The organism is Streptomyces sp. NPDC054786, from assembly GCF_053611685.1.
The window spans coordinates 74,538-88,849 of sequence record NZ_JBSHAW010000039.1 but is presented as its reverse complement, the minus strand read 5'-3'; the positions used below and the strand labels follow the sequence as shown (position 1 = coordinate 88,849).

At 72.1% G+C, this 14,312-nt stretch carries 13 protein-coding genes and 1 riboswitch; of the genes, 7 read left to right on the top strand and 6 right to left on the bottom strand.

Annotated features, from left to right (window positions below):
- Window positions 1-103: 103 nt before the first annotated feature.
- Entirely contained in the window at window positions 104-322 is a 219-nt protein-coding gene (locus ACWGI6_RS29175) for a hypothetical protein (protein WP_453270278.1), read from the bottom strand.
- A 642-nt stretch (window positions 323-964) separates the two neighbouring features.
- Between ACWGI6_RS29175 and ACWGI6_RS29170 the strand changes: the two genes are divergently transcribed.
- Window positions 965-1,315 carry a hypothetical protein gene (locus tag ACWGI6_RS29170; protein WP_453270277.1) on the top strand — a complete coding sequence of 117 codons (351 nt, stop codon included), beginning with the start codon at window positions 965-967 and terminating at the stop codon, window positions 1,313-1,315.
- 24 nt (window positions 1,316-1,339) lie between these two features.
- Here ACWGI6_RS29170 and ACWGI6_RS29165 read toward each other — a convergent pair whose 3' ends face one another.
- The gene (locus ACWGI6_RS29165) at window positions 1,340-2,533 is read right to left on the bottom strand and encodes a cobalt-precorrin-5B (C(1))-methyltransferase (protein ID WP_453270276.1); all 1,194 of its coding nucleotides are present in this window, start codon (window positions 2,531-2,533) and stop codon (window positions 1,340-1,342) included.
- Window positions 2,534-2,550: 17 nt separating this feature from the next.
- Between ACWGI6_RS29165 and ACWGI6_RS29160 the strand changes: the two genes are divergently transcribed.
- Window positions 2,551-3,330 carry a cobalt-precorrin-6A reductase gene (locus tag ACWGI6_RS29160; protein WP_453270275.1) on the top strand — a complete coding sequence of 260 codons (780 nt, stop codon included), beginning with the start codon at window positions 2,551-2,553 and terminating at the stop codon, window positions 3,328-3,330.
- A gap of 141 nt (window positions 3,331-3,471) precedes the next feature.
- On the opposite strand, the gene ACWGI6_RS29155 is transcribed toward ACWGI6_RS29160, so the two are convergent.
- Window positions 3,472-3,699: a hypothetical protein gene (locus ACWGI6_RS29155; protein ID WP_453270274.1), complete on the bottom strand. Its 228-nt coding sequence runs from the start codon at window positions 3,697-3,699 to the stop codon at window positions 3,472-3,474.
- Between the two features lie 131 nt (window positions 3,700-3,830).
- Between ACWGI6_RS29155 and ACWGI6_RS29150 the strand changes: the two genes are divergently transcribed.
- The 4 genes from ACWGI6_RS29150 to ACWGI6_RS29135 all read left to right on the top strand — a co-directional run bounded on the left by ACWGI6_RS29150 (window position 3,831) and on the right by ACWGI6_RS29135 (window position 6,502).
- Window positions 3,831-4,655, top strand: a complete 825-nt coding sequence (locus tag ACWGI6_RS29150; RefSeq protein ID WP_453270273.1) for a helix-turn-helix domain-containing protein — start codon at window positions 3,831-3,833, stop codon at window positions 4,653-4,655.
- Window positions 4,652-4,861, top strand: a complete 210-nt coding sequence (locus ACWGI6_RS29145; protein ID WP_453270272.1) for a DUF397 domain-containing protein — start codon at window positions 4,652-4,654, stop codon at window positions 4,859-4,861. The genes ACWGI6_RS29150 and ACWGI6_RS29145 overlap by 4 nt, the downstream gene beginning before the upstream one ends.
- Before the next feature lie 303 nt (window positions 4,862-5,164).
- Window positions 5,165-5,647, top strand: a complete 483-nt coding sequence (locus ACWGI6_RS29140; RefSeq protein ID WP_453270271.1) for a hypothetical protein — start codon at window positions 5,165-5,167, stop codon at window positions 5,645-5,647.
- 45 nt (window positions 5,648-5,692) lie between these two features.
- Window positions 5,693-6,502, top strand: coding sequence for a hypothetical protein (locus tag ACWGI6_RS29135; RefSeq protein WP_453270270.1), 810 nt, complete (start codon window positions 5,693-5,695; stop codon window positions 6,500-6,502).
- A gap of 64 nt (window positions 6,503-6,566) precedes the next feature.
- On the opposite strand, the gene cobJ is transcribed toward ACWGI6_RS29135, so the two are convergent.
- The 3 genes from cobJ to cobG form a co-directional block, all read right to left on the bottom strand.
- Window positions 6,567-8,192, bottom strand: a complete 1,626-nt coding sequence (gene cobJ / locus ACWGI6_RS29130) for a precorrin-3B C(17)-methyltransferase (protein WP_453270284.1) — start codon at window positions 8,190-8,192, stop codon at window positions 6,567-6,569.
- A gap of 101 nt (window positions 8,193-8,293) precedes the next feature.
- Window positions 8,294-8,926, bottom strand: coding sequence for a precorrin-8X methylmutase (locus tag ACWGI6_RS29125; RefSeq protein WP_453270283.1), 633 nt, complete (start codon window positions 8,924-8,926; stop codon window positions 8,294-8,296).
- An 82-nt stretch (window positions 8,927-9,008) separates the two neighbouring features.
- Window positions 9,009-10,367: a precorrin-3B synthase gene (gene cobG / locus ACWGI6_RS29120; protein WP_453270269.1), complete on the bottom strand. Its 1,359-nt coding sequence runs from the start codon at window positions 10,365-10,367 to the stop codon at window positions 9,009-9,011.
- 132 nt (window positions 10,368-10,499) lie between these two features.
- Window positions 10,500-10,659: riboswitch (cobalamin riboswitch) on the top strand.
- A 38-nt stretch (window positions 10,660-10,697) separates the two neighbouring features.
- Between cobG and cobN the strand changes: the two genes are divergently transcribed.
- On the top strand, window positions 10,698-14,300 hold the full coding sequence (gene cobN / locus ACWGI6_RS29115; protein WP_453270268.1) for a cobaltochelatase subunit CobN: 3,603 nt from the start codon (window positions 10,698-10,700) through the stop codon (window positions 14,298-14,300).
- Window positions 14,301-14,312 lie beyond the last annotated feature (12 nt).

Here is a 14,312-nt window from a genome sequence, read left to right as displayed (position 1 = left end):
GCCGGCGCCACCGGTACGCGCGGGTACCGGTGGGCCGATTCATGCTCCTGGCCGTCACGCCCTCCTCGCCGCTGACCTCGGTGCCGGCGGCGAGGGCCGGCGCTCAGCCGCTGGTGGTGTGCATGGTGGCCAGACCGGCGAGCTGTCCGACGGGCGTGGAGGACACGAGGGACTCGGCGGTCCCGACGACATCGCCGACGTTCACGGCGGCGCCGTGCCCGGCGACCCCGGCACCGGCGCCGGCGAGGCCACCGGAAATGTTGTCCAGCTCGCTGTCGGAGATCTCGCAGGCGTCGATCTCAGGGGTGAAGCCCTTACGCATGGCGCGCTCTTCCCTTCACTGCTGTGGGTTCTGAACTCACCCGGGCGGAATTGCCGGTAAAGCAAATCCGGCCGTTCCAGGGTCTCCTGACGCGGAAAAGATGCGTGCATGGTGACGACCCGTGTGCTGGCAGGATGCAACCACGCCAATGGGCCGCCCGGCAACTTATCGGCCGGGTTTTTATCCGGTGGGCAATTCGACGCAATAATCGCCTGACGTGCGGCTTTGGCTGCTTCTGCCCGACGAATTGTCGTACGGCAGCCGCGGGCCGACTGCCTGGGGGAATCCCTTTCATAAGCCCGTTTCGGGTATATCTGCGGGTACGGTTCGCCGAACGCCAGGTGAGCGAGATGATGTGAGATGTAGGCATTTCCTGCGCACCGGCGGCATGGGAATCGGCCGGTCCTGGCGTGGTCGCGCTTTCGGTAATTTTCGACGCGAAAGGCGTCCTGGTGTACCGCAAAAAGGTAAATGTACGCACAGGGGCCGCGCGCGTCCCGCCGACGGCCTGCCGGCAGCCCCTCCGGGACCGTCCGGCTGACCATATGACCGCATCGGGGTGAATGTCCGTTACTCGACTCCCCGGGGCCGGTAAGGAAGCTGCGACACCCAAGGGGGGCCGAAGCAAAGGAGTACGCCACGATGCGTACCAGACTGGCCGCCGGTGTGGTCGCCGCCGCAGCCCTGCTGACACTTTTCGGCGGCAACGTCGCCGGAGCCGACGGCACGGACCACGTCGCGCAGGCCAAGGACACCCCGGGACAGACGCACGACAGCTCGCCATGGATGCACGACACCCCGCCCCGGATGAACGACCGGCCCGCCCTGATGGACCGCTACAACCGCCGGGAAGGCGGCTTCAACCGCCCGGGGAGGTTCCGCGACAACCCGCTGCAGCTGACCACCTGTGCCCTCGGGACGGCGCTGGGAAGGATCACCGGCCGCGGCAACGACTGCGCGGCCAACCGGCTCGGTCGCGGGTTCCGCAACTGACAGGTGCGGAGGCGGCGGAGCCGTTCACCGGAGCGCGCCCCCCTGACGGGCGTCCCCCGGACCCCGCGGCTCCGCCCGCCCCACCACCATCCCCGCGCGGTCGATACAGATGACATCGACCGCGACGGGCGCGCCCCGCAGCACGGCCAGCGACTCGTCACGCGCCGTCGCCGCCACCAGATCCCCCAGCGGGACGCCCGCCGCGGCACACAACTGCAGCGCCGCCAGGCCCGTGTTGGCCTGTGCCACCGCCTCCGCCAGCGCCTCGTCCGCCCCGCCCCGCCGGGCCAGCTCGGCCAGGAACCCCTTGTCGACCTGGGACCGCGCGGAGTGCAGATCCAGATGCCCGGCCGCCAGCTTGGACAGCTTGGCGAATCCGCCGCAGATGGTCAGCCGCTCCACCGGATGGCGCCGGATGTACTTCAGCACCGCCCCCGCGAAATCCCCCATGTCCAGCAGCGCATCCTCGGGCAGGTGGTGCAGCGCGACGGCGGCCTTCTCCGACGTCGATCCCGTACACCCGGCCACATGCCGCCGCCCCGCCGCCCGCGCCACGTCCACACCCCGCCGGATGGAGTCGATCCAGGCCGAGCAGGAGTACGGCACCACGATCCCGGTGGTCCCCAGGATCGACAGCCCGCCCAGAATCCCCAGCCGCGGATTCCAGGTACTCCGGGCGATCTCCTCCCCGTGATCGACGGAGATCTCGACCTCGACGTCGGCCGCCGCCCCGGTACCACCGCCATATCGCCGGGCGACCTCGGCCAGGTGCTCCCGCATCATCTGCCGCGGTACGGGATTGACCGCGGGCTCCCCCACCTCCAGCGGCAGCCCTGGCCGGGTCACGGTCCCGACCCCCGGCCCGGCCTTGAAGACGACCCCCGACCCGGCGGGCAGCGCCCGCACGGTGGCCCGGACGAGCGCTCCGTGCGTCACATCCGGATCGTCGCCGGCGTCCTTCACCACTCCCGCCGTGGCGGCCGTCCGCCCCGGTGCCAGCTCCTCCACCGCCAGGGCGAAGGACGGCGTCTGCCCCTTCGGCAGCGTGATCGTCACCGGATCAGGGAACGCGCCGCTCAGCAGCGCCGTGTACGCGGCTGTGCTCGCCGCCGTCGCACAGGCGCCGGTCGTCCAGCCGGGCCGCAGCCCGGTGTGCGCGAGCTGCGCGCTACGCCCGCCCGTTGCCTTGCCCGTACCCTGCGGTTGCGCTTCAGCCACGGAGGAACCCACATCCCATGCCCGACGCAGCTCGCCCGCCACGCCACGTACTGATCCTCGGCGGTACGACGGAGGCCCGCCGCCTGGCCGCCGCGCTGGCACCGGAGCCGTCCCTGCGCGTGACGACCTCGCTCGCCGGCCGGGTCGCCGCGCCCCGGCTGCCCGCCGGGGAGGTACGCATCGGCGGGTTCGGCGGCCCCGAGGGCCAAGCCCGCTGGCTGCGCGAACACGCGGTGGACGCACTCATCGACGCCACCCATCCTTTCGCCGACACGATCAGTCACCATGCGGCCCTGGCCGCCGCCACCGCCCATGTTCCCCTGCTCGCCCTCCGCAGGCCCGGCTGGGTACCGGGACCCGGCGACACCTGGCACCAGGTCACCTCCCTGGACGAGGCCGCCGCCGCCCTCCCCGCCCTCGGCACCCGCATCTTCCTCACCACGGGCCGGATGGGCCTGGCCCACTTCGCCCACCTCACCGGCCTGTGGTTCCTCGTCCGCTCGGTGGACGCGCCCGAGCCGCCGTATCCGCCGCGGATGACCACTCTTCTCGACCGGGGCCCGTTCACCCTGGACGGCGAGCGGGAACTGCTCCGGGAACACCGCATCGACGTCCTCGTGACGAAGGACAGCGGTGCCGCCGCCACCGCCGCCAAGCTGACGGCGGCGCGGGAGGCGGGGGTGCCGGTGGTGGTCGTACGGCGGCCGCCGGTGCCGGAGGGGGTGCCGGTGGCGGTGGACCCGGACGAGGCCGTGCACTGGATCCGCCGCCTTTTCAGCGAGGCCAATTCACACTGAAGTGATTGGCCTCGCGGACCCTTTTCGCTAATTCTTCGCGGCTTCGGCTCATTCTTCGCGGCGTTACGGATTCCTCTGGCTCGTCGCCTGGCTCGTCGCCGCTCGGATCGCGGACGGTCGTGGAATCACCCTTGTCCTCGCTCACGGGGCGCATTTCCGCACCGCATCCGCTAGCCGCCGTGCGACCTCCGGGGTACACCGGCCCAGCTCCACGAGCGGCCGCGGAAAGTGATCCGCCAGCGAGACCGGGTCCACGGCCAGCGACGGAAGGGTGATGCCCGCCCCCTTCAGCGCCGTCCGCAGCTCGCCGCACGCCTGTTCCGCGTCCCTGAGCTTCCCGGCCGCCGGGCCGCGCTCCGCCATTCCCATGTTTCCTCTTCTCCGTTCGGATCCTGACTGGGCTGCAAAAGCCCGTTCACGGTCCTAGAGTCGTCACAACGGGGCGCTGCCGAAAGGGAGTTGGCGTTGCCGTCGGAACAGGACAACAAGGGGATCGGGGAATGCTCGAAAAGAATTCCGAGGAGGGCGAGGGCTCGGCCCGCTGGGTCCTCGCCTGCGAACTCCAGCGGTTAAGGGAAGCGTCGGGCAAATCACTGGCCCAGCTCGCCGAGGAGACCAACTACGACCGCACCTACCTGCACCGCCTGGAGACCGGCGAACGCCTCTCCAAGCTGCCGGTCATGGAAGCGCTGGACCGGGTCTACGGCACGGGAGGGCTGCTGGTGCGGCTGTGGGGGTTGGCGCGGCTGGAAGCTTTCGCGGACCGCTACAAGCTGTTCATGAAGTACGAGGCGAAGGCCGCGATCATGCACAAGTTCATGTTGGGGATTCCTGGCCTGCTGCAGACCGAGGATTACGCCCGGCTCGTACTTTCCTCGGCGCCGATGCCGGTGCCCGCCGATGAGCTGGAGGAGTCTGTAGCGGTCCGCATGGGCAGGCAGGACCTGCTGCGTTCTTCGCCGCCGCCCAGCGTCCGGGTGATCCTCGATGAGTCTGCCTTCATGCGCCCTCCGGCTGACACCGCTGTTTGGCGCGATCAGCTTTCTCGCCTGGTCAGTGCTTCCGAGTTGCCCCACATCACGATCCAAGTGCTGCCGTTCGCTGCCGGACTGCACGACCTCATAGGGGGTTCTCTGTCGCTGCTGTGGATGGCGGACGGCACGGCTGTTGCCTACCTCGAAGGCAACAAGTCCGGTTCCTTGATTGAAGATGCGACCGAAATCAGCCAACTACGCCTGTCCTACGATTGCTTGCGGGACATGGCGCTCACTCCGCCGGACTCCGTCGCATTCGTCAAGCAGCTACTGGAGGACAGCAGACCGTGAAGACGATCCCGAACCCGGCCGCCCTCGCGTGGCGCAAGAGCAGCTACAGCAATGGCGGCGACGCCAACTGTATCGAGATCTCCGACGGCTTCCCCGGCGCCGTCCCCGTCCGTGACAGCAAGAACCCGACCGGCGGCGTGCTGCTCTTCCCGGCCGAGGCGTGGTCGGCGTTCATAGCCACCGTCAAGGTGAACCAACTGGGCTGAGGGCAACGGGAGGCGGGCAAGCCGTGGAGGCGATCGGTTTGCTGACGGCACGTAATGCGATTGCGCCACTGTCTACTCCCCAGTAGCCTGCCGGTGCGCGGACGGCATTGATCTTGCCGGCCGCCCACGGGGGAACGGGGATCACGGGGATGCTCTATCGGGGCTGACGTCATGTCACACGCCTGCGCTTGACCGGCGCGGGTATGGCATGTCCGATATGACATGAATGCGTCAGATCCGTCCACCGTCGGCACATCCCGCGCACACGGAATCATGACCAACGGAGGACACCACACCATGCGCATGCGCACCCTCATAACGTCGGCGGCCCTGGCCACCGCACTGCTCGGCGGCTCCGTCGCCCCCGCGATGGCCGCGCCGGCCGCGCCGGCCCCCGCGCCGGCTCCCGTGCTGGCCGCGCCGGCAACCGCGAACGGCCCCGGCGTCTTCATCACCAACGGCGACCGCGTGCACATTTCGAGCACCCCGCCGCGCACGGCGTCCGCCCACGCCTGGTGGACCCACGTCAGCGGCCCCGGTACCAAGGCCAAGGTCACCATCTGGCTGCAGATGAAGTCCGGCAGGACGTGGCACTCGGTCGCCAAGAACGCGAAGAACCTCAAGTCCGGCAACGGCGGCAGCGCCCGTCGGGTCGTCGCGCGCAAGAAGTGCGCGAACAGCAGCAAGCACCAGTGGCGCACCATGATCGACGTTGACCTCATCGGCGTGGCCGACTCGCCGGAGAAGGCCTACACGAAGCCGGTCACGGTCAAGTGCGGCGTCTGATTCTCTAGTTCTGCCCTTCCATCCGCTTGATCCAGGAGTACGACCATGAGTGATACCGGTCCGGGCGCCACCCTCATCGTGGGACTGCACGGGGTACTGGACCGGTATCCCTGGATCGACCGGGTGAGCGCCGAGTTCGACCTCGACGAGGACGTCTTCAGCCTCGCCGTGAAGCGGGCGTCCGCCTACGCCTGGAGTTCCACCGCCCTTACGGACAAGCCCGCCGACAACCTCTGGGACCACAACGACGCGGACGGCGACTGGACGCAGGACGGCCAGGTCCGTCAGCTGGCCTGGCTGCAGTCGTCGCTTCCCCGGCCCGTGAACACCCCGGGCAAGAAGCAGCGCGCCCGCCGCCTCCCGATCCTGCCCGTCATCACGGTCCTCTCGGACGCGCTGCGCCGCGTCGGCACCATCCGCCTCACCGGCACCCACGCCCTCGTGCCGCTGCACCGCGCCGGGGACGCCCGCATCGAACTCGCCGAAGTGGCCGACTGGTTCGCCCTCGCCGACCCGTCCGGCGCGGCCTCGCTGACGGTCACCGTGTCCGCCCTGCCGTCGGCCAACCTCGCCGCGCGGGCCGCCGAGATCCGCGAAGCGGCACTTGAACGCACGTATCAGCACATGACGGTGGAGGTCTTCAAGCCCGCCGGCACGACGACTCCGGGGCTCGCCGGTCCTCTCGCCGGGGAGGTGCAGGCCGAGGGCTTGCGCCGGGCGCTCGCCTTCCGCTGCGGCGTGCGCGAGTGGTCCACGGATGTGGCCGCATGGACGACCGAGGTGTTCGCGGACTCGATCCGGGCGGTGACGGGACTCTCGGGCCTGATCCTCATCACGGTCTCTTCGGAGGTCTGAGATCCGTGGGCAGGGGGATGCATCCCTTACTCGCTGAGGCCGGCACGGCTCGGAAAGCCCCGGCTCACCCCTCCGGATACCTCCGCGGCGTCCACACGACCTCGGTCCCGTCGTCGCGCCGTACCGCCTGGGTCTGGGACGAGCCGACGATCAGGAGGGTGCGCATGTCGACCTGGAGCGGGTCCAGGTCGGCCAGGTGCACCGTGCGGACGGACTCCCCGGGGCCGCCGATGTCGCGGGCGAGGATGACCGGGGTGTCGGGGGCGCGGTGTTCCAGGAGGAGTTCGCGGGCCTTGCCGACCTGCCATGTACGGCTGCGGGAGCCGGGGTTGTACAGGGCCAGGGCCAGATCGGCGCCCGCGGCCGCGTGGAGGCGTTCGGCGATGACTTCCCAGGGCTTGAGGCGGTCGGAGAGGGAGATGACCGCGTAGTCGTGGCCGAGGGGGGCGCCGGCGCGGGCGGCGGCGGCGTTGGCGGCGGTGACGCCCGGGAGGACGCGTACGGGGATGGCGCGGTACGGGTCCTGGGAGGCGACCTCCAGAACGGCGGTGGCCATGGCGAAGATGCCCGGGTCGCCGCCGGAGACCACGGCCACCCGACGGCCGCGCCGGGCCAGGTCGAGGGCGAGTTCGGCGCGTTCGGACTCGACCTTGTTGTCGGAGGCGTGGCGGCGCTGGCCGGGACGTACCGGGACGCGGTCCAGGTAGGTGGTGTAGCCGACGAGGTCTTCGGCGGCGGCCAGGGCGCCGCGGGACTCAGGGGTCAGCCAGAGCGGGCCTGCCGGGCCGGTGCCGACGACGACCACTTCGCCGGGAGCGTCGGGTGACTCGGCCGGCTCGCCGGGCTCGTCGAGTGATGCGGCCAACTCGTCGGTGCTGTCCGGCGATGCGGCGAACTCGTCGGTGCTGTCCGGCGATGCGGCTACCTCGCCGGGACCGTCGGCCGACGTGGACTCGCGGGTGCTGCCGGGCGGCGCGGCCACCTCAGCCTCGGCGCGGGTGGCCATCGCCGACGGCGGCACGTCGGCGATGCGGCTCGGCACGACGCTGACGGAGAAGTACGGGACCGTCTCCGCGTCGATGTCCGCCAGCTTCCGCGTGCGCTCGCCGGGCATGGTGGCGCGCTCGACGTAGTGGGCCTCAGGCAGGCGGCCGGAGCGTTCCATGGCGCGGCGGACGGTGGGGAAGGTGCGGCCGAGCTTCATGACGACGGCGGTGTCGGTCGAGGCCAGACGGGCGGTCAGTTCCTCCTCCGGGAGCGTGCCGGGGAGGATCGTCAGGACCTCGTCGGCCTCGGCGAGCGGCCTGCCCAGGCGGGCCGCGGCGGCGCTGATGGAGGTGACGCCGGGGATGACCTCGGTCGGGTAGCGGTGGGCCAGCCGCTTGTGCATGTGCTGGTAGGAGCCGTAGAAGAGCGGGTCGCCCTCGGAGATGACGGCGACGGTGCGGCCGGCGTCGAGGTGGACGGCGAGGCGGGCGGCCGCGGACTCGTAGAACTCGTCCAGGGCGCCCCGGTAGCCGCCGGGGTGGTCGGTCGACTCGGTGGTGACCGGGTAGACCAGCGCCTCCTCGATGTGGTCGGCGCGCAGATGCCCGGCGGCGATGGAGCGCGCGATCGAGCGTCCGTGCCGGGCGCTGTGGTACGCGATGACGTCGGCGCCGGCGATGACGTCGACCGCCCGGACCGTCATGAGGGACGGGTCGCCGGGGCCGAGGCCGACCCCGTAAAGGCGGCCGGGGCCGGCCGTCGTCGCGACGCTGCCGTCACCGGTTGCCTGCTGCTCGCTCACGCTTACTCTTCCTCGCTTGCCATGGCGTTGATCGCGGCCGCGGCCATGGCGCTGCCGCCCCGGCGTCCGCGCACCACGATGTGGTCCAGCTTCGACGGATGGGCGATCAGCGCGTCCTTGGACTCGGCGGCGCCGATGAAGCCCACGGGTATGCCGATGACGGCGGCCGGGCGGGGCGCGCCTTCCTCGATCATTTCGAGGAACCGGAAGAGGGCGGTGGGGGCGTTGCCGAACGCGACCACGGCGCCTTCCAGCCGGTCCCGCCACAGCTCCAGGGCCGCGGCGCTGCGGGTGGTCCCCATCCGGGCGGCCAGGTCCGCGACCGACGGGTCGGCGAGGGTGCACAGCACCTCGTTGCCGGCCGGCAGCCGCTTACGGGTGACGCCGCTGGCGACCATGTTGGCGTCGCAGAGGATCGGCGCACCGGCGTGCAGCGCCTTGCGGGCGGCTGCCACCACGTCGGGGGTGAAGGCCAGATCGCGTACCAGGTCGACCATGCCGCAGGCGTGGATCATCCGGACCGCGACCTGGCTGACGTCGGCGGGCAGCCCGGCGAGGTCCGCCTCGGCGCGGATGGTGGCGAAGGACTGGCGGTAGATCGCCGCACCGTCCTTCTCGTAGTCGAACGCGGTCACTGTGGCCTCGGGGTTGTCGGGTGCGGGAGGGCTCGGGGGGCTCGGGTGATTCATGGGGTGGGGCATGGGGCTTCGGGGCGGTTCATGGAGCCGGGGGCGGGGCCGCCGCGGTGCGTGCGGCGGGCGGTGCGGTGTCCGGCCGTACCAGTGCTACCCGGTAGCCCTCCGCCGTGGCCAGCACGTCGACCCAGGTGCCGTGCGGGTGACCGCAGCGGCGTGCGCAGCCGGACCAGTACACGGGGAGACCCTCGGGAGCGAGGCCGGTGGGCGCGTTGTCCGGGACGGCCGGGCCGGTGGCGACGGCGGCCGTGGCGTCGGCGCGTACGTCGGTGAGGGACTTGGCACAGCCGGGGCGGCCCGTACAGGCGCCCAGGCGGCGCCAGGGGGAGGCCGGGTCGGTGATCAGTCCGGCGGTGGTGAGCTCCGCCAGCCGGCCGGGTGCCGCGGCGGCCGGCAGTCCGGGCAGGACGATGCCGCGCCACGGGGTGAGGCGCAGTGCGCCGGCGCCGTCGTCGGCGGCGATCGCGGTCAGCAGCCGCCATTGGGCCACCGACAGCCGGCCCAGCGGCGCCAGGACCGAGAGCGCCCGGTCGCCGTCGGGGCCCTCGACGATGCCGGGGGCGGAGGAGTCCGCATACGGCGGGGAGGTGCGGGTTCCGGGTGCGGGAGCCTCGGGCACGTACGCGGCCCCGATGCCCGCCGACCGCAGCGCGTCGGCCACGTCCAGGGCGCTCAGCCCGTGCCCGTCCGGGAGTTCGCGGACCCGCCAGGCGCCGCTGCCGCTCGCCCCGGCGGCGGTCAGGAAGGCCTCGGCGGCGGCGAGCGCGGCGCGCGGTACGTCCGGGCCGGCGATCCGCAGCGCCGCCGGATCGTCGCCGATCCGCAGCAGGGCGCTGCCCGCCGGGCCGGTCCGGTCCCCGTCCGGTTCTGCGAGCAAGCTCACATCTCCGCCGAGCGACGCCACATCGCCCCGTCCGTCGTCCACAACGAACAGGAAACGGCCGGAGAGGGCGGTCGCCGACTCGCTCGCACAGAGCAGTGCGTCCAGCTCACGGGCCCACCGTCGCACGTCAGAAGGGGTGTGCCGGTCCAGTCCGGCCAGCGGGGAGGCGAGGATGTTGCGGATGCGTTCGTGGCGCTCGGAGGGCAGCAGACCGGCGTCGCGCAGCAGACCGGCGAGCCGGGCGCCGCAGCCCTCCGCAAGTCCGCGGAGCTCGGCGTTGCCGCGGGAGGTGAGGGAGAGATGGCCGTCGCCGAGCAGCTCAGCGGCGTCGGCCAGGACATTTGCCTGACGGGCCGTCAAATCCCCGGCGGGTACCCGGATGCGGGCGAGATTGCCGTCGGCGGCCGTATGCAGCCGCAGCGCTCCCGGGCAGGCGTCACCGCGGTCGCGCAGAGGCGGTGCGGCGGCCTGCGGCCGTGTCGAGGGGGAGGGCGGCATGGCCGCGAGCATACCCACGGAGGTGGGCGCCGATCCGGGCCGGATCCGGCCATGCACCCGGCCCGCCGTGTGCACGCCCCCGTCCCGCCGCGGCCTGCCGGGAGGCCCGCTTACCTCGCCCGGCCACAGCCCTTACTATGCAGGTCGGTGGGTCGGCTGGCCCGCCGGACGCCAGCGACGGCGCAGGGTCCTACGGCCCTAGGGAGGAAGCCCGGTGAGAATCCGGCGCGGTCCCGCCACTGTGAACCCGGCCTGCCGGGCGAGCCAGGAACTCCCGCCGTCCTTACGACCACCCGGGGCGCGGACACCCCGAGGAAGGCCTGCGCTCGCATGCTTCTGCTGCTGTCGACCTCCGACACCGACCTGCTCAGTGCCCGCGCGGCCACGGGTCCCGTGCCGTACCGGCTCGCCAACCCCGCCCGTCTCGACGTCGCCGAGCTGCCCGCGCTGCTGGAGGGCTGCGACCTCGTCGTCGTGCGCCTCCTCGGGGGCATCCGCGCCTGGGAGGAGGGCCTGGAGGTGCTGCTCGCCGAGGACCAGCACCGGCCGGTCGTCGTGCTCACCGGTGAACAGGCCCCCGACGCCCAGCTCATGGAGCAGTCCACGGTCCCGGTCGGCATCGCGGCCGAGGCGCACGCCTACCTCGCGCACGGCGGGCCCGCCAACCTCGGCCAGCTCGCCCGCTTCCTCTCCGACACGGTGCTGCTGACCGGCCATGGCTTCGAGCCGCCCGCGCCCGCCCCCAGCTGGGGCCCGCTGGAGTGGGAAGCCCGCAACGAGACCGGCCCGCTGATCGCCGTGCTCTACTACCGCGCCCACCACATGAGCGGCAACACCGGCTTCGTACGGACCCTGTGCGAGCAGATCGAGGCGGCGGGCGGCCGTGCCCGCCCCCTCTTCGTCGCCTCCCTCCGCGCCCCCGAGCCGGAGCTGATCGAGGAGCTGCGGGCCGCCGACGCCCTGGTCACCACGGTCCTCGCCGCGGGCGGCAGCAAGCCCGCGGAGGCCTCCGCCGGCGGCGATGACGAGTCCTGGGACGCGGGCGCGCTGGCCGCCCTCGACGTACCGATCCTCCAGGCCCTGTGCCTGACCGGGCCGCGCAGCGCCTGGGAGGAGAGCGACGAGGGGCTGTCGCCGCTGGACGCCGCCTCGCAGATCGCCGTCCCCGAGTTCGACGGCCGGCTGATCACCGTTCCGTTCTCCTTCAAGGAGGTCGACGAGGACGGTCTGCCGGTGTACGTGGCCGACGCCGAGCGCGCCGCCCGGGTCGCCGGCATCGCCGTCCGGCACGCCCGGCTGCGCCACATCCCGGCCGCCGAGAAGCGCCTCGCCCTGGTGCTGTCCGCGTACCCGACCAAGCACTCCCGGATCGGCAACGCGGTCGGCCTGGACACCCCCGCCAGCGCCGTCGCGCTGCTGCGCCGTCTGCAGGCCGACGGCTATGACTTCGGCACCGAAGAGGTTCCCGGCCTCGTGTCCGGCGACGGCGACGAGCTGATCTACGCCCTCATCGAGGCCGGCGGCCACGACCAGGAGTGGCTGACCGAGGAGCAGCTCGCCCGCAACCCGGTCCGTATCCCGGCCGCCGACTACAAGCGCTGGTACGCCACGCTCCCGCAGGAACTGCGGGACTCCGTCGAGCAGCACTGGGGGCCGCCGCCCGGCGAGATGTTCGTCGACCGCAGCCGCAACCCCGACGGCGACATCGTGCTGGCCGCCCTGCGCCGCGGCAATCTCCTCATCCTCATCCAGCCGCCGCGCGGCTTCGGCGAGAACCCGATCGCGATCTACCACGACCCCGATCTGCCGCCCTCGCACCACTACTTGGCGGCGTACCGCTGGATCGCGGCCTCGGCCGACGACGGCGGATTCGGCGCGGACGCCATGGTCCACCTGGGCAAGCACGGCAACCTGGAGTGGCTGCCCGGCAAGAACGCCGGGCTGTCCGCGGCCTGCGGCCCGGACGCCGCCCTCGGCGATCTCCCGCTCGTCTACCCCTTCCTGGTCAACGACCCGGGCGAGGGCACCCAGGCCAAGCGCCGGGTCCACGCCACCCTCGTCGACCACCTCGTCCCGCCGATGGCCCGCGCCGAGTCCTACGGCGATATCGCGCGCCTGGAGCAGCTGCTCGACGAGTACGCGGCCATCTCCGCCATGGACCCGGCCAAGCTGCCCGCGATCCGCGCCCAGATCTGGACGCTGATCCAGGCCGCCAAGCTCGACCACGACCTGGGCCTGGAGGCCCGCCCGGACGACGAGGGCTTCGACGACTTCCTGCTGCACGTCGACGGCTGGCTGTGCGAGGTCAAGGACGCCCAGATCCGCGACGGTCTGCACGTCCTGGGCGGCGCACCGGCCGGCGAGGCCCGCGTCAACCTCGTCCTCTCCATCCTCCGCGCCCGGCAGATCTGGGGCGGTACGTCCGCCCTGCCCGGTCTGCGTGAGGCGCTCGGTCTCGACGAGTCCGCCGCGACCCGGACGACCGCCGACGAGGCCGAGGCCACGGCCCGCGCGCTGGTCCAGGCGATGGAGGACGCGGACTGGGACCCGGCGGCGGTGGCCGGGACCGCCGAGGGGCACCCGGCCGCGGTCGCCGACATCCTCGACTTCGCCGCCCGCCAGGTCGTCCCGCGCCTCGCCGCCACCACCGACGAGATCGACCACGCGGTGCACGCGCTGAACGGCGGTTTCGTTCCGGCCGGTCCCTCCGGCTCCCCGCTGCGCGGTCTGGTCAACGTCCTGCCGACGGGCCGTAACTTCTACTCCGTCGACCCCAAGGCCGTCCCCTCCCGCCTCGCCTGGGAGACCGGCCAGGCCCTCGCCGACTCCCTGCTGGAGCGTTACCGCACCGACAACGGCGACTGGCCGCAGTCGGTCGGTCTGTCCCTGTGGGGCACCAGCGCGATGCGGACCAGCGGCGACGATGTCGCCGAGGCCCTCGCCCTGCTGGGGGTCCGCCCCGTATGGGACGACGCCTCGCGCCGGGTCAACGGCCTGGAGCCCATCGCCCTCGCCGAGCTCGGCCGCCCCCGTATCGATGTCACCCTGCGCATCTCCGGCTTCTTCCGCGACGCCTTCCCGCACGTCATCGGCCTGCTCGACGACGCAGTACGGCTCGCCGCCGGCCTGGACGAGCCCGCGGAGTCCAACTTCGTACGCGCCCACGCCCAGGCCGACCTGGCCGAGCACGGCGACGAGCGGCGCGCCACCACCCGCATCTTCGGCTCCCGCCCCGGGACGTACGGCGCGGGCCTGCTCCAGCTGATCGACTCCCGCGACTGGCGCACCGACGCCGACCTCGCCGAGGTCTACACCGTCTGGGGCGGTTACGCCTACGGCCGCGGTCTCGAAGGCCGGCCGGCCCGGGACGAGATGGAGACCGCCTACAAGCGCATCGCGGTCGCCGCCAAGAACACCGATACCCGCGAGCACGACATCGCGGACTCCGACGACTACTTCCAGTACCACGGCGGCATGGTCGCCACCGTCAAGGCGCTCAAGGGCAAGGCCCCGGAGGCGTACATCGGTGACTCCACCCGTCCGGAGACGGTCCGCACCCGCACCCTCGTCGAGGAGACCTCCCGGGTCTTCCGCGCCCGGGTGGTCAACCCCCGCTGGATCGAGGCGATGCGCCGCCACGGCTACAAGGGCGCCTTCGAACTCGCCGCGACCGTGGACTACTTGTTCGGCTACGACGCCACCACGGGCGTGATCGCCGACTGGATGTACGACAAGCTCGCCCAGACCTACGTCCTCGACCCCGAGAACCGCGACTTCCTGCAGGAGGCCAACCCCTGGGCCCTGCACGGCATCGCCGAACGCCTCCTGGAGGCCGAATCCCGCGGGATGTGGGAGAAGCCGGACGCCGACACGCTGGCGGCCCTGCGGCAGGCGTTCCTGGAGACCGAAGGGGAGCTGGAGGGGGAGGACTGACGCCGGGGGCGG